The following is a 19,117-nucleotide window of genomic DNA, read 5'->3' on the forward strand; positions in this document are numbered from 1 at the left end:
AAAGATATAGAGTTTTTATTCTCCCTAGTAGCATTAAAGAAGCGCAATCATTGTAGATTGCGCTTTTAATTTTATTTTTTATCTAGAATTCATACCTTTCTGCAATTTATTTAACTACTTGAAAGCTTTCCAGCATATAATGAAATCTCGCTCCATGTCCTTCTGCCGCCTCAAGGAAGTATGCTTGCTTGATAACAAATACTTGACCATCAATTTCATCCGTAACATAATATCTATGAATTGGTGTATCCCATTGATGACCTGTTTTCCCAGATTCGTTTGTAGTCTCAGGTCCCATTCCTTGAATCATTTCTGCTTCAATTGGTTCGGTAACTCGCTCTTCTCTGCGCAATTCCAACTCATCATCTTTTTCAATTGTTTGTTTAATTTCTTCTAGTACTTCTTCTGTGGAAGTATTCTCAAAACGTGTGATTTCCATTTTAACATCAGGATATCTATCCCCTAGTGGTTCGATTGTTTCAATTCGATCAATCGTCTCACCCTCAACCATTTTGTAACGTTCTTCATCGATATAGATGATATAACGAAGTTCTTCATTCACTTCCAACTGTACATTCGTATCTTCTTTCTGACCTTCCAACTCGATTTCCTCTTGTTTTTCTTGAATAAACATATCTTTTAGATTGTGAAACATCGCCTGCCCCGGTTCTGTTGTCATTCCTAAAAAAAAGATAGTTATTATCGCGGCAACACTTAACCCAGCAATCGTAATTCCAATTCCTTTCTTTTTCTTCTTTCTTTTGGATGTGTTACCAGTTGTGGATGAGAATAGTTCACTGTTGATTTTATTCCATGTTTCTTCTTTTAAATTAACAGCGTCCTCTGTCTGCTTTTTTAATAGCTGCTCTATTTGTTTATTCATTTTTTCATTACTCATCAACAACACCTCCCAAAACTGCTTTTAACTGTATTCTTGCCTTATACAACCTAGACTTTACCGTATTCACATTTAACGCAAGAACTTCGGAAATCTCTTTTTCGGAAAAGCCATTTAAATATTTCAAAATGAGCACTGTACGATGATCGTCACTTAGTTGCTCCATTGCTGATTCCAGCCGTTCGAAATCCGGCTCTTTTTCTAACTGATGATTAAGGTGGTCCAGTAGTTGTTCTGTCTCAATACTTATTGCATCTTTGGATTTCCTTTTCATATACCTTCTACTTTCATTAACTAATATCTGGTAAAACCAGGCTCTGAACGGTTTCGTAGTATCATAGGAGTTGATGTTCCGATATACTTTGATAAATGTTTCTTGCACAATATCTGATGCATCACTATTATTCTTTGTTATGGCATATGCAGTTCGAAGTGAATAATCTACGTACATGTCATATAGCTTCTTAAAGGCGTGTTGATTCCCTTTTCTTATCTTTTTGATGAGTTTTATTTCCTGATCAGCCAACAGCAATACCCCCCTTTATCAATCGCTCTATACTATATACCTTCTCCACTTGTAAAAAGTTTTCAATGCATTAAAAAAATACCGAATAAGATTTTCATCCTATTCGGTATTCGCTATATTATTTATTCATACTGGAGAAGAAATCATCTAAAGGATCTTCATCCTCTTCTTCTTCCACTATTTCTTCTTCATGCAAATCCAGACCATCAAGACTAAAATCATCCAGATCTATTTCCGGTTTTGGCTCTTTTTCTACTACTTTCACAGGTTCTTCTTGAAGATATAACGCTTCATCAATATTACTTGTATTACTGTTCATCGCTGCCAGCAAGCTGGTTGCCCGCATTGGATCACTTAATAGATGATAAAGGATACTTCCAATAAGCGCTTCTGAATGCTCATGCTTCAGCCAGCTCCTCTGTTCTTTTGTAAGCTGCTTTGGCAGCGGGATTGTTACTGTTTCCTTTTCTCTAACAAAGGTTTCATTAACCCCTTTAAGTACAAAACTGGCAACCTTACCTGAAAAATTCCTTCGTTCGGTTTCCTTCAGGTTCTGCAATTGCTTTAATAGATAATCAGGCGTATCGGAGGGAACACGGAAAGTAATGGATTGTCCCCTCTCTATACTATTTTTCGACATGATCTCACCCTACTTATTTTGCCTTTGAAGTCGTTTTTTCTTCTACCTTGATACCTTTATCAGCTTTATCAGCTTTAATTTCATTTTTACGGATAAAATCAGTTATCAATTTATAATAGGCATTTGCCATCATCCAAATACTCTCATTTTCATCCTCGAAAAATTCAATATTATAGCCAGCCAGTTTATTGTTCAATGCAATTATATAATCTTTCAGTACTGCAGATCCCCCACCAATGAAATAGCAGATTTCTGATTGTGAGTTTTTAGCCCATACATTTCTTAAGAAGCGATACTCCTTTTTCGCAAGTTCAAGGAGAATATGATCTGTTATATCATGTACATTCGTTCTGCTTCCTTTTACCATAATATGGTGCCGATCATTTTTTCTCGTAATAATATCCACGACATCACGACGGCTGTCCAATTCAACACCGTGTTTCGAGCGTATTTCTTCTCGAATTGCTTCCAACGATTCCGAGACACCCAAATTGAATCCTTGTGCCTTATCATCATCCACATTACGATTTTTAATCACAGCGATATCTGTTGATAAACCTCCAATATCTTGGATCAAAATCTGCTTATCAATCAATTCCTTATTAATTACTTTTAAGTCATTATCCATAATCAGATTCACATATGCCGCAAAACCTTCTGGATACACTTTTACTTCTTCAAATTTAATATTCACCTTTTTACCCTGGTGTTTTGGTGTTACAAGAAATTCTACTTGGTGGACAGATCCAAGAAGCTGGGATCTGTATCCGACATCTTTACCTTCTTTTACTTCTCTTAATGGAAGTCCAGTCCCTAATGTATAGGTTGCATCAATAATATTATTTCTTGCATAAAAATCATCCGTGTTAACTGCATCCAACGCCAATGCAGTTAAAAGCATGATTATTGTTTGATCTTCTTCTGCTTTATTACTGCCTGGATCAAGTTCTTGAGAATTACTTGTTTTCGTTGCCAGATTACCAACACGATAAATGATATTATTTTCATCTAAAGCAGGAGAGTGTACTCGAATATGAATATTATCCAGCACATCTTTCGTATCCAAGTCCTCTATTCCTATTACAGGCCGATCTTCTAAATCAGGTGCGATTACATTCGGAATATATAATTCATTCTCCAGCTTACCAAAGTTTCCTTTTAATGCATCATTTCCGACATCAACTGCCGCGACTCTTGTTTTTACCATTTATTAATACCCCTCTCTAAATTTCCATATACTACTAGAATAAGTGTTTTTCATAGAATATACAACAACGTTTACATGTTTTCTTTACCGTATACATGTAAACATTCTGCATTCGTTATTAAATCAGCATGCAAACGATTTTGTGTACTTGTTTACATTATTGAAAACAACATTACTACCAAAGTATACATGTAAACATTATTGCACTCAACTAATATCTATCATGTTAATCTATTTCTTACCCCTCCCCCTCACCAAGATGATTTGGAAATATTTGTTTTGTAGAAAAGATATAAACTGCGAGGTAACTGCTGGTTGTTTTTTAAAAGTATGTGCTTTTCCCGTAGGAGTCACCACCCAGAATGATACCGGATTGGTGAAGCTGTATGATGCTATATAGGTATTGTAAGTTTATTAATTATCAGCATTCTTCTAACCAAGTCTGTGAAATATAAGGAGACTCCTCCGGGAAGGGAGGAACTTGTGAGACACTGAAATACGTTAACTTGAAAGGCTCAACAGCCGCCTTAGGGTGCGTATAGTGTATTTCTTAGAGCAGTCCACCAAAGATTCTTATCCTAAGCCACAGGTGTTTATACCAAACGCGACAATTATCATGAAGTAATACTAAAAAATAGCCTGTTATTAAAACCTAAAAATAAACTTAAGCACTTTCTAACTCTTATTAATAATTTACGTTATTATAATTGGAAAATAAGGATTATTGCCTAGGTGTAATCCAGTGAGGGAGTTTTCTAATTTTTTTAAGTAAAAACAACCTTTCATGTACAACTTAAACTATTTCGGGTTCGTATTTTCACAATTGGATAATTATTGCTGTTGCATCTTGTTCGTTAAATATAAATATATTACCTTATTTGAAGATCTTTTTTGTGTATCTCTTATTTACTACACTTTGTTCGCATTTAAAAACAGATAATGTAAATATCGTTTACAGCAATTCTTACGGGCTTTCTTTTGTATTTGTTAGGCCATTGGAGGAAATTTTATTTAAAATAGTTAATTGGTTTTATGTATACATTTAATGGAAAAAGACGTGGACAGCCCGTGAAGTTAAATTTTTACATACTTTTATAATATTTTTTGGGGCAGTATTAATTCAATCATTAGGATAGTTTATGGGCTATATCCTTATGTTAATATGACAACCTTTTGTCTATTAAGGACTAATAATTCTAATTGTTGCTTTTATGAACACCCTAGCATCGTTCCTGCTCCTAACATTCATATTTCCGGTAATCATATTGGATAGAATTTATGGGACTTTATTAAAAGTAAAAATCTATTAGAAATTTTTATAAAAGCAGTCTCAATGAATAATTTCTTTTTCATTGTATGCATGAAATATTTAAATGTTTTCTTTACCGTATACATGTAAACATTTTGTATTCACTATAAAATCAATATGCAAACAACTTTGTGTACTTGTATACTTTATTGAAAACAAAACTACGTATAAAGAACACATGTAAACATTTTTGTAATCAACTAATATCTATACAATTAATCTACTTCCCCCCTCCCCTCTTCCTATCAATTAGACGATCCAAAAAAGGATAGATGTTCAGCGTCCCTCTTTATAGTTGCATCCTATACAAAGTATGTTTTTCTAAAGTTTAGAACTACAACTGCTCATTCCATTCGAAAAAATTTAAGACTGTGATCACTCGCCCCACCCAGAAAATTGTTTCTTATGTTACAAAATCTATAAACTGCAAAGTAACTGCAGGTTGATTTTTATAAATTGTGCTTTTCCTCCGTCCGGGATCGCTCCGGGCGGATGCGCGAATTGTATTTCCCAGAGCGGTCGGCGAAGAACTTAACTTAGTTCGCAGTTTATCTCAATTACACAATTATAAAGAAACAATATCTCCGAAAAAAAGCCGAAAATTAATCTTAAACATTATTTATATTTTCAAACTCTTTTTGTAAAAATATGCTATTATAATAATTAATGGTAAATTTTACCTAGGCCAATTGCAATGCATTAACTTCCTAATTCGCTTATGAAGGGACAACCTTATCATGAACAAATTAAAGATATTTTTGATTGGTATTTTCATAACTGGACTAATCGTTGCTGTTGCATCAGGTCCGTTAAATATAAATTTATCACTTTATTTCAATCTGTTTTTTGTGTATCTCTTATTTACTACACTTTATTCACATTTAAAAACGGTCGTTAAAACAGGTAATGTAAATATCGATTACAGCATCTCCTATGGACTTTCCTTTGTATTATTTGCTGGGCCATTAGGTTTATTTTTATTTGAAATTGTTAATCGGTTCTATGTTTATTTTTATCGTAAAAAGACCGGAATAGCAGATGAAGATGAGTTTTTACATACGTTTTATAATATTGGAGGGCCAGCACTACTCCATTCATTAGGCTATTTTATCTTTTATTGGCTGTATCCTTATGTTGGTGATATTTCATTTGGCTATTGGGGACTGTTGATTACAATTGTTGCTCTTATAGACACACTATCATCAATCCTGCTCCTCATCATATTTCATATATCAGGCAATCTTCATACTGGACAGGATTTATGGGACTTTATTAAAGGCAGAAGCTTCATGGATATTTTAAAAAAGGCACTCTCTAACGGTTTATTATTCATTTTCCTATTGGAGCAGCAATGGGAAGTTCTAATCGCCCTATTTATCTTATATTACCTTGTCAGTAGATCTGCGGTGTTCCAATCCAGAAGCATCCAAGATAAAATAGAGCGTGACCGATTTAAGAAGATGGCATATACTGATTTTCTCACAAAGGTTCATAATCGTACATATATGAATAAAGTTATGATTGAATTAAACAATACAGAGGAAGAAATCGGTATCATTGTTGGAGATATCGACACATTTAAACGTGTTAATGACACATATAATCATACTGTTGGTGATAGTGTCATCCAACATTTTGCATCAACTGTAAAAGGCATGCTGAGTGATGGGGATTACCTATTCCGAAGTGGTGGAGAGGAATTTACCATTATTTTAAGGAATAGAAGTTATATAGGATGCGTGCGATTGGTTGAACAATTGCAAAATAGCATTCAAAATACACCTGCAGTTGCACAATTTAAGTCAAAGCAGATAACCATCTCGTATACTGCGTCATTTGGTTTATATTTTTATCAGTCTAATTCAGAAACTAATATTAAAGATGCATATGTACATGCAGATGATCTGCTTTTTGAAGCAAAAAATAGAGGAAAAAATCAAGTCTCCACTTTAAATTCTATAATTGACTTACCATCGAAAAGGGCATAATAGCAGCCTTACTACAAAATTATAGGAATATAAGTTAACCCCCTCATCTAATTGTTAGATTTAGGGGGTTCTATTGTTTGTTTATACAGCTTTTGATTTCTTAATCTGTTTACTTCTTAACTGCCCACATGCAGCATCAATATCTGCTCCGTTTTCCCAACGAACGCCACAGTTAATTCCTCTTTCTTTAAGCGTTTCAAAGAAAGCCTGGATAGAATCGGATTGACTTCGTTGATACTCAATATGCTCATCTACCGTATTGTAAGGGATTAGATTAACATAGGCTAAATGACGATGATTTTTGATCAAATTTGCCAATTGTATTGCTTCTTCCCTATGATCGTTTACATCTCTCAGCATAATATACTCATAGGTAATACGTCTGTTTTTCTTCTCCAGGTAGTAATCCACCGATTTCATCAGCTTTTCGATTGGAAATGCCTTATTGATCTTCATAATCTTCGTCCGAAGTTCGTTATTCGGTGCGTGAAGTGAAATAGCTAAGTTTACTTGTAGATCTTCATCCGCAAATTCGTAAATTTTATGGGCGAGTCCACTAGTTGAAACCGTAATATGTCTTGCACCAATATTAAGACCGCGATCATCATTTACGACATGAAGGAAGTCCATTAGATTGTTGTAGTTATCAAACGGTTCACCAATACCCATGACAACGATATGGCTGACACGCTCCTCTTCGCCTCTTGTATCCAAGTGTTTTTGTACATTCATAATCTGTTCAACTATTTCACCACTCGATAAATCTCGGCTTTTTCTTAAAAGACCACTTGCACAGAACGTACAGCCGATATTACACCCTACTTGTGTTGTCACACAAACAGATAATCCGTATGCAAAACGCATCAATACCGTTTCAATTAAATTCCCATCTTCCAGCTTAAACAAGAATTTAATCGTTCCATCCTTCGACTCCTGTCTGATTTCTTCCCCTAACGTATGCAGGACAAAATTATCATCCAGAAGCTCGATTGTTTCCTTATTCACATTTCTCATCTCATCAAAATTTGAAATGCGCTTTTTATATAACCAGTTCCATACTTGATCGGCACGGAAACGCTTTTCTCCATGCTCTATAAGCCATTCCGTAAGTTTTTCATATGTTAGTCCATAAATGGATGTTTTACTCATTGTATACCCTCATTTCGATTCATTGCTCTTCCCTATCCTACAGTTTACTCCATCTGGGACATTGTAGCAAATGGTTTTTCATTTGGTTTAGCATGGATAGGAGCGTTATATCGCAAGTACAGTCGTTGGGTCTTTAGGGCATTTACTTATATTTTAAACTCCAGCATTCCCTTCCAATTCATTCTTTAAACAGTTCTCATGGAAATTGCTTGCGTTATATCGCCACATAAAGCTAATAATTAGACTCCCCCACCAAAAACCAGTATCATTTCTTACTAATAAAACAAAGTTCTACGGAGGAGTGAAGTAATGGTATCTACTATAAAGAAATTCAATAATATTCCCTTATCTGTTCTAGATCTTGCACCTATTGCAGAAGGAAGTAATGCGACACAGTCCTTCAAAGAGAGTGTTGAATTAGCCCAGCATGCTGAAAATTGGGGGTTTAATCGCTATTGGCTTGCCGAACATCATAATATGCCTGGGATTGCTAGTTCAGCTACCTCAGTACTTATTGGACATATTGCAGCAAATACCAATCATATGCGCGTTGGCTCTGGTGGTGTTATGCTCCCTAACCATGCTACATTAGTTATTGCTGAGCAGTTCGGTACACTTGAATCGCTTTTTCCAGGTCGAATTGACCTTGGGTTAGGTCGTGCTCCGGGAAGTGACCAGGCTACAGCCTATGCTTTAAGACGAACATTGAATATGGGGCCGAATGATTTTCCAATGCAAGTTAATGAACTGCAGGATTATTTCTCAAGTACACCAGTTTCCCGTGTAAAAGCTGTTCCCGGCCAAGGTCTTGCTATTCCTCTATGGTTACTTGGATCCAGTGACTTTAGTGCAAGACTTGCGGCACAAAAAGGATTGCATTTCTCCTTTGCAAGCCACTTTGCGCCTGCGTACACCATTCCTGCACTAAAACTATATCGAGATAACTTTGAGCCCTCAGATACGCTAAAAAAGCCATATGCAATGGTGGGGGTAAATGTTATCGCAGCTGAGACAGAAGAAAAGGCAAAGTATTTAGCAAGCTCCCATCAATTACAGTTTTTAAATTTACGTCGTGGGGAAGCAACGAAGCTATTGCCACCAGTTGAAAATATGGATGAAATATGGTCACCTATGGAAAAAGCAGCTGTGGAAGAATCACTTGATCCACGCACAACGATTGTAGGTACCCCGGATACCGTGAGAAAAGGCCTTGCTGCTTTCCAGGAATCCACAAAAGCAGATGAAATCATCATAAGCTCTCAAATATATCATCTGGAAGATCGCCTACGTTCCTATGAAATAGTATCAGAGTTGATGGACTAAAAGGTAAAGGCCGAGGCCAAAACAAAGATATAGAGCCTCCAACAGATAGCAGGGTGCTATTGGAGGCTCTATTCTTATTCCTTTATCTCTAATCCAAGAATTCTCGCAAATCCAATTGCCTGTTCCGTATTAACCATGCAACCTCGCAGGCTATCCAATGATACTTGCAGCTGGTCGAATGAACAACTGCTTAAATCAACTCCGTCTAATGACGTATTTGCAAAGTTTACTTCGTTTAAACTACATCTTTCAAAAGCTACCTTATGAAAATTACATTCAAAAAAATCCCCGTTATGAAGTGAACAATCTTCAAATAGAACCTGCTTTAACTTCGCAAACCCAAAAGAACTTAAATTACCTTGACATGTATCAAATCTGACATTGCCAAGTGAGGCATCAGAAAAATTTGTACCAAGCATTTTAGAGTTCTTGAACTCCACCCGGTGGATACTTCCCTCGCTGAAATCAGCATTTGATAAGTCACAGTGATCGAAAATACAGTCGGTAAGCTCAATATTTTTAAATGTTACTTCTTCAAAAACAACATTTTGAAACATGACTTCATCAAATGTGATGCGATGGATATTCTCCCCGAATATCGAACAGTCTTTAATGGTCATACGATGATAATAGAGTTCTTCTTTCACTTCAAAGGGTTCCACCGGCAGACCATGAGCCATTTTTGGTTTTTGAATTATAATACCTGCCATACAATCGAGCTCCTTTCCGGGAAACCTCTATTCCTCTTTCTTTTCCAGCAACCTCTTAATATCTTGTAGTTCCTTCTGTACTTCAGCAAGCTTAATATCCGTTGGAGTGGGCTTTTCTTCTCTGCTTGCCTCTTCTACATTGTTAACGACAACACCAACAAATAAATTAACAATGACAAAGGAGCCGATTAAAATAAATGTAACGAAATACCACCAGGCTGAGGGGTCTTGTTCTAGTATTGGTCTCATCACACCACTTGCCCATGACTCAAGTGTAATAACTTGAAATAGCGATAACAAAGAATCATGTAGCGTACCAAAATACTCTGGTGCAATCGATTGAAACATCATCGTCCCGATTACTCCATAAATGTAAAAGAATATCCCAAGCAATAACATAATCGTTCCCATTGACGGGATTGTAAGCAGGAGGGCATTTACCATACGGCGAAGGGATGGAATAATCGAAACGGCCCTCATTACACGGAGAACCCGCAATACTCTTAATACCGTTACATAATGAGCTCCAATTAATATATGTCCACTTGCCACAATAAGAAAGTCAAATACATTCCATGGATCTTTGAAGAACGATCCTATTGACTTGCTTCCAATAAGCCGAATTAGAATTTCTATCGTAAAAATCCAAAGTAAAAATTGATCAGCTATATAAATCCAATCTGAAAAATTAGTAGCGAAGTATGAGTATGTCTCTAGTCCCACTAAGATTGCATTGATTAGGATTAAGCCAATAATTATATTCATAAATATAGGATGCTCGGAGATTTCCGCGCATTTTTTTCTTAAATCATTCATAATAAAATTCTTCCCCCTCACCGAGTATTTTACTTTCTTGTTCCGCATCTGTCACTTTTTCTGATGAATTGTCATTTTTTCTTAATTAATATTTTTAACTAACTCTAACTCTCACACCAATAAAATTGGTCAAACCGTTAACTGGGTTTGTCGTCAAAGTCACTCTGCCAAATACCCTAATATTAATTTTTCTTATAAATAGGATTAGTTATCAGGCAAACATGGGTATATGAATAGGGATAAGGAGTGGGAAAATGAAGAAGAAACCAATTATCGGATTAACGAGCTCCATTATGGATATGAAAGTAAAAGGGGAAATTAACCCTGCTGTCCATACAAACCATCAGTATGTTAAATCCGTTACTGAAATTGGTGGAATACCAATAGTTATTCCTGTTTCTAATGCGGCTCTAGCCAAAGAATATGTATCTATTTGTGATGGCATTATTTTTACAAGTGGTGAGGATGTGGACCCTTCAAGATATAATCAGGACCCTTCAGAAGAGCTGCAAAAGATCAATTTCGCAAGGGATGAAACAGAGTTACCACTCGTACAGTATGCGGTAGATAAAAACATACCAATTATGGGTACCTGCCGTGGTCTTGCGGTCATTAATGTTGCTCTTGGAGGGACAATGAACCAGAATCTCGAGGCAGAGCACATTCAGGAAGCATACCGAAAATTACCGACACATGAAATCAACATCATGGAAGATAGCCAACTTTTCCATTTATTTGGGGAAAAGAAGGCTATGGTTAACAGCAAGCATCACCAGGCCATTGATCAACTGGCTGATTGTCTAAAAGTCACAGCCGTTTCAGAAGATAATGTCATCGAAGCCGTAGAAGCTAAAGATAAAGGCCAATTCATCCTTGGACTGCAATTTCATCCTGAAGAATTATTTGCCGTTAATACAAAGATGCTCCATCTATTAATGTCTTTCCAACAAGCATGTGTGAAAAATAGAGATAAAAATAAGACCAGTAACTAAACTGGTCTTATTTTTACTATATTTAGTGGTTTCACAATCCCCTGAATACATATTATATACGTCTGACATTTTTCATGACAAACCTGCTTTTTGGTATGGTTGGAACCCTATTCAGCCGATAGCTCAAATCCTGCATAGGGACATCATAGTTAATCTTACCCGCTAAGTAGTAAAGGCTTATATTCATGATTTGAACAGTAATCCCTTCACCGGCACAGCGATGACCAATGTCATATTCCCCGCCACCCTGCGGAATAAAGTTGAATGGACTGCCATCCCATTCAGCAAATCTTTCCGGCCAAAATACATCCGGATATTCCCATATTTCTGAACTATGATTCGTACCATACAGATCCAGTAATACTAGCCTTCCCTTTTTAAATTCATGGTCTTTCCAGGTAAAGTCTTCACGGACGATTGCACCAAGAAATGGACCGAATGGGTAATAACGTCGTACTTCCTGGATAAACATTTTCCGAAAATCAGCTTCGTTAGTAACTATCTGTTCCCGCTTTTCGGGATGTTCATATAAAGCAACAGCACCAAAGGTAATAAATCTCCCTATAGCAACAATTGGGCGTAAAATATTGATTAGTTCCACGGCAGCGGTTTTTATAGGAAGCAGATTGCCATTCAGGTCTTCATGCCAAGCAATCTGATGTAATGCAGTATCTTCTTCAGCACCCATCTTCCCTGTTCGTACCTGTCTAATAATATAGGATATCCATCGTTCTGTTCGGTTACGTGCCCTTCTGCCTTCCCAATGTCTTGGACCGACAGCACCGAAAGCATCAATCATGGCACTAAGATCTAACGTCCGAAGTTCTAGCTCCTTGGCCCATAATGGTACACCTGCCCACATACAGGCAACACGACACATGATTTTCTCCGTTTCTTCAAACAGTACAACAGCGTCCATATTCTCCCATTGGTCAATTGCTATTTCCCATTGCATCTCGGTGATTTCATCCAATATTTTCAATCGTTCCTGTGTCATTAAGGACATAAACATCGCTTTACGGTGACGATGTTCTTCACCATCCATTCCTTGAACGCCACCCTCCCCAAAAAGGGACTTTTTTATTCGACCGGGCGCAACACCCTTTCTCTTAAACCGATCCGTATTATAGAAAATTTCGGCTGCTTCTTTGCCACTTATACAAATTGCTTTCTTTCCTAATAAACGTGTTTCAACTATTTCTGATTCGGAATCACTCATTCGTTTTGGAATAAACTCATATCCTTCTTTAAGTAAAGCTAGTGTATGATCGAAACCTTCCTCTTTGGAATTCGTAATTGTTGAAATCATTTTTTTATCTCCTTTAAAAAAGCATCATTATAAGTAAGTTTTCCCAAGATAGCATCATATGAAACCAAGAACAAAAAGGGAAACCCTTGGACTATTGAGAGTAATTGTTGAGTTTAATTACGGAGGTAAGGCATGTCTTGCTTCTGCTTTAAGGCTGGGTTGGGACAATGCAGTTTAGTCTGTGAAGTTATTGCTGTTAATCCAGATAAATTTTATTGTATAAAAAAAGTAAGTAATCATACAAAAAGATTACTTACCTTTATCTTCCTCTCTATTTTCAAAAACATCCTTCAGTTCATCTTCAACAGTAGAATCAGCCATTTTTACACCTGCTGAATATGCCGCTCTTGTAATCAGATGTCCTGCCACTGGAGCAGTCAAGAAGACAAACACGATTCCAAGCAGGAGCCTAACACTGTAAAATCCTTGTTCTACAGCAAAGTGAAGAAATGCTCCTGTAAGTGTCAATAAAACTGCCAATGTGGAGCTTTTTGTTCCTGCATGTGATCGTGTATAAACATCAGGGAAACGTATAATGCCAATTGCACTGATCATAGCCATGATTGCTCCAATTAACATTAAAAGGGCTGCAATAAATTCAATTATCTCTTTTACGTTCAATTATGACACCCCTCTCGATGTATTTGGAGAAGGCAATGGTACTAATAAAGGCTAAAATAGCTAGAATAAGAATAACTTCCAGATATGCTTTTGTACCTTGCAAAACAGATATAATCGCAATGGAAGAAACAAGCATTACTCCAATCATATCAAGGGCAACAACTCGATCCGGTAGACTAGGCCCTGCAATAATACGGTAAGCACTTATCGCAATGGCAATCCCATATATAAAAAGAGCGGTAAGTAACATAGCTTCAATCATTACCTTGTCACCCCCATAATCGCTCTTTCAAATTTCCCCAATGACCTTAATAGCATTTCCTTTGACTCCTCTACATCCATGGCATGTACGTAAACTGCATCACCCTCAGGCGTTACTTGGATGACAACAGATCCTGGAGTCAATGTTAGAAGCAGAGCTAGCCCAGTAATTTCCCATTCGCCTCTCAAATCTGTTTCATATTTAAAAATACCTGGCTTGATTCGTATCTTCGGACTAAGAATATGTTTTAGAACAAGTATCGTGGAGGAAAATAGCTCTACATTGAAAATAAACAAGAGCTTAACCAAGGCAAAGAAGCGACTCAAATAAAATCGTTCACCAAAGAAACGATGCATCAAAAATACGATGCAAATCCCAACTAAATACCCCATTACCAATGTAGTAAATTTTAATTCATCTTCATCACTGATTAATGTCCAAAGTACTGCTATAAATACGTTTAATAAAAATTGGGCAGGCATTCTTAGTTCCACCTCCTCATGGTAATTACTTCTAAGTTAATCTTTTAGAACCGCATCAATATAAATTTGCGGATTCATTAACGTGTTAGCTGCATCTTCTACATACACTGCAAGCGGCTCAGCACCTAGACCTAACACGATGGTTCCTATCGTAAGAAGAACACAAGGAATGAGCCAGCCATTTTTCATTGGTACTTTATCTTCTTTACTAATAATTGTCTCTCCCCAAAAACTGTTTAAGAAAACCCGAAGTAGGGAGTACAACACGAAAATACTGGAAATGAAAGCAAGAGCCAGTAGTATATATGAACCTGCTTCAATTGCCCCATGGCCGACTAAAACTTTACCTATAAAACCACTTAATGGTGGTACCCCGGCAAGGGAAAGCATCACAATAAAGAAAATCCACCCAAACAATGGGTAATTTCGAATCAGACCACTCATATAGTCAATTCGATACTCTCCTGTTACAGTAATCATTGTACCCGCAAGCAAGAACAGAAGGGCTTTAACGATCATGTCATGTATCAAGTAATAAATCGATCCTTCCATCGCTATAGGGGTCGCCACTGCAAGTCCAACTAAAATAAAACCTACTGCAATAACAACATTATAGGCAATAATTTGGCGAATATCCTTATATGCAACAGCACCGATACTCCCACCTATTAATGTTAATCCAGCCAGAATACCGATAAGCGTATGGGTAATTGACTGCTCATGATAAAACAATAACGTAAAGACGCGAATCATCGCATAAATACCGACCTTTGTCAGCAATGCCCCAAATAAAGCAGCTACTGCAGTTGATGGCACACTGTAAGAGCCAGGCAGCCAAAAGTATAGTAATAAGCCCGATTTCAATGCAAACACAGTTAAAAATACAATACTTATAACGGTCAGTAGCGGTGTTTGGCCAGATTCTGCAATTCTTTCAGATAAGTGGGCCAAATTCAAGGTACCAACAGTACCGTACAAATATGCAATTGCAATCAGGAAGATCCAAGAAGATACGATATTAATCACGACATATTTGATGGATTCGCTCAACTGTCTCTTTTTCCCTCCAAGAGCAACAAGTACATAGGAGGCCAAAAGCATAATTTCAAAGCATACATAAAGATTAAATAAATCACCTGTTAGAAAAGAACCATTTATACCAGCAATCAAAAAGTTTATAAAAGAATAGAAAAACATATTCTCATGCTCTTTTCCAACAGATGAGAATGCGTAAAGCAAACAAATTGCTGTGACAATACTTGTAGTCAGAACGAGAATAATGGAAAAGGAGTCGGCAACAAAGAGAATGCCAAACGGTGGCTCCCAGCCTCCAAAATCTAACCTAAGTACACCCTCTGTTTGAATACGATTTAATAAGTAAACGGCTATCCCAGCATTTACAATCATGGTGGAAAAACTTATCCATCGTTGTGCCTTGATGTAAGGGCGCAGGAAGATCAAGAGAATACCGACCATTACAGGGATAACCATTGGCATCACCAAAATATTATTCATGTTTAATCCCCCGCAATTCATCTAGTTTATCCGTCCCTGTCTCCTGGTACGTACGATATGCCAATACGAGTGATAATGCAGTTACAGCAAAGCTGATTACAATCGATGTTAATATTAACGCCTGTGGCAGTGCATCAACAGGTGGCCCTATCCCCTCATCCAATATAGGAACACTTCCATTCTTCAGACCACTCCCCATTGACATAATTAATAAATGGGCGGCATGGGAAAGGATTGCCGTTCCTAGGATAACCCGAATAAGGCTTTTTGAAAGAATTAAATAGGTAGCAACAGTTACTAATACACCTGCCAGGATGGTTATTAACGTTTCCATAAATTATACATCCTCACTAATACTTAGAATGATGGTTACAACTACCCCTACTACGACGAGTGCTACCCCAGCCTCAAAAATAGTAACAGTAGTCAGTTCTGTTTTTCCGAAAAAAGGTAGATCAAAATATGCAAACGATTGGCTTAGGAAAGGCGCACCAAATAGTAAGGACCCAAAACCTGTCCCGACGGAGAGAAAGGCACCAAAAGCCGCTAGTTTTTTAAAATCCACAGGTATTGCATTTTTAACCTTTTCGATATCGTATACAACAAAAAGCAAAACAAGTGCAGAAGCAAGGACTAGTCCTCCTATAAAACCTCCACCCGGACTATTATGACCGGATAAGAACAGGTAAACGGCCAACGTAAGAATAATGAAAGCGACGATTTTTGCAACTGTTTGCAAGATGACATTATTGATCTTCAACACTTTCATCCTCCTTTTTGGCTTTTAGTTTGATGATTGAATATACACCAATTCCAGCTATTAGAAGGACAACAACTTCAAGCATCGTATCAAATGCACGGAAATCTCCAAGAATTGAATTTACGATGTTTTTACCACCTGCAAGCTCATAGGAATTCTCAAAATAGCCAGAGATGGACTCGAATAATTTACCGCTTTGAACAGTAAGTGCAATAACAGTAAATACAATCCCAACTGAGATGGAAATAATTAAATTCACATTTCTTGACTTGCGTGGCACATCTTCCTTTTTCCATTCGGGGAGAAAATAATATGCCACAAGAAATAGAACAGTGGTAACAGTTTCCACAATGATTTGTGTTAAAGCAAGATCAGGTGCACGGAAAATCACGAAAAACGTTGCGACCCCGTACCCGAGAATACTGTTTAATAAAATTGCTGTAAGTCTTGATTTCGCAAATAAAACAGATATGCCAGCAATGATCATCACCAAAACAAGGATCCATTCAAATTCAGAAACAGATGAATTTCCTGATATATCAAATGCATATACACCTGTATAGATAATGGTCCCGCCAATAGCGACAATAAAGAAAAGATAAATATATACCATATAATCGCGAAGGTATCCGGTCATATAACTATTTGTAATCGTTGTTGAATGCTCTTCTAATTTCTCAAGTGAATAACTGTAAAAGCTATTAAACGACCATTTTTCCGGGAATAGTTTATAAACAAAAGCCCATTTCTTTCTAGTTTTATATAATGCGAACCCAAAAATGATGACTCCAATCGTCATCCATAACTCCATACTTCGGAATCCATGCCAAGCAGAAATGGGAACACTAAGATCGGCTGCTGGAAGGGAAGGAAAAATACCCATCATTGCAGGGGTCAATATATAATCTCCCAATACGTTCGGGAAGAAAAATATTCCGATAACAAGTAATGCCAAAATTCCTGGTGCAATCAGCATACCAACGGGGGGTTCATGTGCCGGGTGTTCTAGCCTTTCCTCTTTATATGGGCCGAAAAACGTTTGAAAAACGATAATCATCGAATAGACAAAGGTAAAGATACTCGCTACCCAAGCGATAACGGGCAGGAGTGTACCCCAGGTATCCAAAGAGAATATACCAGCCTCACCAATTGTCAGAACAGCTGTAAAGAACATTTCCTTACTTAAGAATCCGTTAAAAGGTGGTAATCCTGCCATGGAAAAACTTCCGATCATGGCAATTGTAAATGTAATAGGCATCAAGGTCACGAGACCACCAAGCCTTCTGAGGTCACGGGTTCCAACTTCATGATCGACGATTCCAACAACCATGAATAAGGCACCTTTAAATGTTGAATGATTTACGAGATGGAATAACGCTGCAAATGTAGCTTGCGTATAAACAACTGACACTGTGGAATTGCCAAAATGAAGTGCAGCAGAACCAATACCAAACATGCTCATAATCATACCAAGCTGACTCACCGTCGAGTATGCGAGCATTGCTTTCAAATCTGTTTGACGGACCGCACTAAAAGAGCCCCAGAAAAGGGTTAACAGACCGACACCTGTTACAAGCCAGAACCAAATTGACTCACCACCAAAAATTGGAGTAAAGCGAGCAACAAGGTATATTCCAGCCTTCACCATTGTTGCAGAGTGTAAATAAGCACTGACAGGTGTCGGAGCTTCCATCGCATCCGGAAGCCATATATGAAATGGAAATTGTGCTGATTTGGTAAAAGCACCAAGCAATAGGAGCAGCATTGCAGGGATAAACAAAGCGTGATCTGTAAAACTTCCAGCCATGGAAATAATTTCCCTAATACTCCATGTTCCGGTCATGATATAAAGCATAATAAAACCGATAAGCATTCCGAATCCACCACTCACTGTAATCAGCAATGACTTCTTTGCCCCATCCCTTGACCGTTTACGCTGATACCAGAAAGCAATCAATAGAAACGACGAAATACTAGTCAATTCCCAGAACACATAGAGCACCATGATATTATCTGACAGCACAACACCAAGCATTGCCCCCATAAAGAACAATAAATAAGTGTAGAAACGCCCCAAAGATTCTTTGGAAGAAAGATAAAATATGGAATACAAAATGACAAGCGTACCAACTCCAGTAATTAGCAGGGCGAGAATCAGACTTAGACCATCTAGATAGGCTGTAAAGTTGATTCCATATGAGGGAATCCAATTAATTGTATTTGCAAATGTTTCTCCATTTGCTATCCGAGGAACATATCGTGCAAAGTAAATAAATAATACGAAAGACACAAGCATTGCAAACCAGCCAATATGTAGTTTCCGTATTTTATTATATAAGAAAGGAATTACTATAGCTGCAATAAAAGGAAATATTATTGCAATATTCAACGTTGACAAGTTTTAACCTCCAATCAAAATACAGTCTGTCCCATTCTCCTCGAAAGATCACTATAGGGAAGGTAAACTGGAAATAAAAAGAAATACTATTTATAAACTTACACAACAATATGGCAGAAGTGACATGTATGCCTCATACATCAACTGCTTAAGACAGCCCCGAGACTATTAAAAGCGTATGCACGCCTTGAGTTTAAGTGGAATAAAAAGAG

18 protein-coding genes are annotated in these 19,117 nt (G+C 37.2%); 3 read left to right on the forward strand and 15 right to left on the reverse strand.

The window, feature by feature from the left end; translation table 11 throughout:
- Window positions 1-106 precede the first annotated feature (106 nt).
- From BV906_RS11840 to BV906_RS11855, 4 genes are all read right to left on the reverse strand, one after another.
- Complete coding sequence (locus BV906_RS11840; RefSeq protein ID WP_087973744.1) at window positions 107-898, reverse strand: hypothetical protein; 792 nt, start codon at window positions 896-898, stop codon at window positions 107-109.
- Window positions 891-1,424 (reverse strand): RNA polymerase sigma factor, encoded by a 534-nt coding sequence (locus BV906_RS11845; protein ID WP_087973745.1) that lies wholly within the window; start codon window positions 1,422-1,424, stop codon window positions 891-893. Before BV906_RS11845 ends, BV906_RS11840 begins: the two co-directional genes overlap by 8 nt.
- Before the next feature lie 118 nt (window positions 1,425-1,542).
- A complete protein-coding gene (locus BV906_RS11850) occupies window positions 1,543-2,064 on the reverse strand; it encodes a hypothetical protein (protein ID WP_087973746.1) in 522 nt (173 codons plus the stop codon).
- A gap of 13 nt (window positions 2,065-2,077) precedes the next feature.
- Window positions 2,078-3,271, reverse strand: a complete 1,194-nt coding sequence (locus BV906_RS11855) for a ParM/StbA family protein (RefSeq protein WP_087973747.1) — start codon at window positions 3,269-3,271, stop codon at window positions 2,078-2,080.
- A gap of 2,046 nt (window positions 3,272-5,317) precedes the next feature.
- Here BV906_RS11855 and BV906_RS11860 point away from each other — a divergent pair.
- Window positions 5,318-6,568, forward strand: a complete 1,251-nt coding sequence (locus BV906_RS11860; RefSeq protein ID WP_087973748.1) for a GGDEF domain-containing protein — start codon at window positions 5,318-5,320, stop codon at window positions 6,566-6,568.
- An 81-nt stretch (window positions 6,569-6,649) separates the two neighbouring features.
- On the opposite strand, the gene rlmN is transcribed toward BV906_RS11860, so the two are convergent.
- Window positions 6,650-7,717: a dual-specificity RNA methyltransferase RlmN gene (rlmN, locus tag BV906_RS11865; RefSeq protein WP_087973749.1), complete on the reverse strand. Its 1,068-nt coding sequence runs from the start codon at window positions 7,715-7,717 to the stop codon at window positions 6,650-6,652.
- A gap of 309 nt (window positions 7,718-8,026) precedes the next feature.
- Between rlmN and BV906_RS11870 the strand changes: the two genes are divergently transcribed.
- Window positions 8,027-9,040, forward strand: coding sequence for an LLM class flavin-dependent oxidoreductase (locus BV906_RS11870; RefSeq protein WP_087973750.1), 1,014 nt, complete (start codon window positions 8,027-8,029; stop codon window positions 9,038-9,040).
- 74 nt (window positions 9,041-9,114) lie between these two features.
- Here the strand turns inward: BV906_RS11870 and BV906_RS11875 are convergent, their stop codons facing one another.
- Both BV906_RS11875 and BV906_RS11880 read right to left on the reverse strand, forming a co-directional pair.
- Window positions 9,115-9,750 (reverse strand): pentapeptide repeat-containing protein, encoded by a 636-nt coding sequence (locus tag BV906_RS11875; protein ID WP_087973751.1) that lies wholly within the window; start codon window positions 9,748-9,750, stop codon window positions 9,115-9,117.
- A 27-nt stretch (window positions 9,751-9,777) separates the two neighbouring features.
- Window positions 9,778-10,566: an ion transporter gene (locus BV906_RS11880; protein WP_087973752.1), complete on the reverse strand. Its 789-nt coding sequence runs from the start codon at window positions 10,564-10,566 to the stop codon at window positions 9,778-9,780.
- A gap of 254 nt (window positions 10,567-10,820) precedes the next feature.
- On the opposite strand from BV906_RS11880, the gene BV906_RS11885 reads away from it, so the two are divergent.
- Window positions 10,821-11,558, forward strand: coding sequence for a gamma-glutamyl-gamma-aminobutyrate hydrolase family protein (locus tag BV906_RS11885; protein WP_087973753.1), 738 nt, complete (start codon window positions 10,821-10,823; stop codon window positions 11,556-11,558).
- A 52-nt stretch (window positions 11,559-11,610) separates the two neighbouring features.
- Here the strand turns inward: BV906_RS11885 and cypC are convergent, their stop codons facing one another.
- The 8 genes from cypC to BV906_RS11925 all read right to left on the reverse strand — a co-directional run bounded on the left by cypC (window position 11,611) and on the right by BV906_RS11925 (window position 18,905).
- Window positions 11,611-12,867 (reverse strand): CYP152 family fatty-acid peroxygenase CypC, encoded by a 1,257-nt coding sequence (cypC, locus tag BV906_RS11890; protein WP_176330337.1) that lies wholly within the window; start codon window positions 12,865-12,867, stop codon window positions 11,611-11,613.
- 249 nt (window positions 12,868-13,116) lie between these two features.
- The gene (locus BV906_RS11895) at window positions 13,117-13,488 is read right to left on the reverse strand and encodes a Na+/H+ antiporter subunit G (protein WP_087973754.1); all 372 of its coding nucleotides are present in this window, start codon (window positions 13,486-13,488) and stop codon (window positions 13,117-13,119) included.
- Window positions 13,466-13,750 carry a Na(+)/H(+) antiporter subunit F1 gene (locus tag BV906_RS11900; RefSeq protein ID WP_087973755.1) on the reverse strand — a complete coding sequence of 95 codons (285 nt, stop codon included), beginning with the start codon at window positions 13,748-13,750 and terminating at the stop codon, window positions 13,466-13,468. Before BV906_RS11900 ends, BV906_RS11895 begins: the two co-directional genes overlap by 23 nt.
- Window positions 13,750-14,232 carry a Na+/H+ antiporter subunit E gene (locus tag BV906_RS11905; protein WP_087973756.1) on the reverse strand — a complete coding sequence of 161 codons (483 nt, stop codon included), beginning with the start codon at window positions 14,230-14,232 and terminating at the stop codon, window positions 13,750-13,752. Before BV906_RS11905 ends, BV906_RS11900 begins: the two co-directional genes overlap by 1 nt.
- Window positions 14,233-14,268: 36 nt before the next feature.
- Window positions 14,269-15,747, reverse strand: a complete 1,479-nt coding sequence (locus BV906_RS11910) for a Na+/H+ antiporter subunit D (RefSeq protein WP_087973757.1) — start codon at window positions 15,745-15,747, stop codon at window positions 14,269-14,271.
- Window positions 15,740-16,081 (reverse strand): Na(+)/H(+) antiporter subunit C, encoded by a 342-nt coding sequence (locus BV906_RS11915; protein ID WP_087973758.1) that lies wholly within the window; start codon window positions 16,079-16,081, stop codon window positions 15,740-15,742. The genes BV906_RS11910 and BV906_RS11915 overlap by 8 nt, the downstream gene beginning before the upstream one ends.
- 3 nt (window positions 16,082-16,084) lie before the next feature.
- Window positions 16,085-16,507 carry a Na(+)/H(+) antiporter subunit B gene (locus tag BV906_RS11920; protein WP_087973759.1) on the reverse strand — a complete coding sequence of 141 codons (423 nt, stop codon included), beginning with the start codon at window positions 16,505-16,507 and terminating at the stop codon, window positions 16,085-16,087.
- Entirely contained in the window at window positions 16,494-18,905 is a 2,412-nt protein-coding gene (locus BV906_RS11925; RefSeq protein ID WP_087973760.1) for a Na+/H+ antiporter subunit A, read from the reverse strand. Before BV906_RS11925 ends, BV906_RS11920 begins: the two co-directional genes overlap by 14 nt.
- Window positions 18,906-19,117: the final 212 nt, after the last annotated feature.

This window comes from Oceanobacillus rekensis (assembly GCF_002153375.1).
GTDB lineage: Bacteria > Bacillota > Bacilli > Bacillales > Amphibacillaceae > Oceanobacillus > Oceanobacillus rekensis.

Coding starts and splice junctions, on each gene's coding strand:
- BV906_RS11855 (WP_087973747.1), bottom strand. CDS start 3,271: ATGGTAAAAACAAGAGTCGCGGCAGTTGATGTCGGAAATGATGCATTA.
- BV906_RS11870 (WP_087973750.1), top strand. CDS start 8,027: ATGGTATCTACTATAAAGAAATTCAATAATATTCCCTTATCTGTTCTA.
- rlmN (WP_087973749.1), bottom strand. CDS start 7,717: ATGAGTAAAACATCCATTTATGGACTAACATATGAAAAACTTACGGAA.
- BV906_RS11850 (WP_087973746.1), bottom strand. CDS start 2,064: ATGTCGAAAAATAGTATAGAGAGGGGACAATCCATTACTTTCCGTGTT.
- BV906_RS11860 (WP_087973748.1), top strand. CDS start 5,318: ATGAACAAATTAAAGATATTTTTGATTGGTATTTTCATAACTGGACTA.
- BV906_RS11905 (WP_087973756.1), bottom strand. CDS start 14,232: ATGCCTGCCCAATTTTTATTAAACGTATTTATAGCAGTACTTTGGACA.
- BV906_RS11885 (WP_087973753.1), top strand. CDS start 10,821: ATGAAGAAGAAACCAATTATCGGATTAACGAGCTCCATTATGGATATG.
- BV906_RS11840 (WP_087973744.1), bottom strand. CDS start 898: ATGAGTAATGAAAAAATGAATAAACAAATAGAGCAGCTATTAAAAAAG.
- cypC (WP_176330337.1), bottom strand. CDS start 12,867: ATGATTTCAACAATTACGAATTCCAAAGAGGAAGGTTTCGATCATACA.
- BV906_RS11915 (WP_087973758.1), bottom strand. CDS start 16,081: ATGGAAACGTTAATAACCATCCTGGCAGGTGTATTAGTAACTGTTGCT.
- BV906_RS11875 (WP_087973751.1), bottom strand. CDS start 9,750: ATGGCAGGTATTATAATTCAAAAACCAAAAATGGCTCATGGTCTGCCG.
- BV906_RS11880 (WP_087973752.1), bottom strand. CDS start 10,566: ATGAATGATTTAAGAAAAAAATGCGCGGAAATCTCCGAGCATCCTATA.
- BV906_RS11910 (WP_087973757.1), bottom strand. CDS start 15,747: ATGAATAATATTTTGGTGATGCCAATGGTTATCCCTGTAATGGTCGGT.
- BV906_RS11900 (WP_087973755.1), bottom strand. CDS start 13,750: ATGATTGAAGCTATGTTACTTACCGCTCTTTTTATATATGGGATTGCC.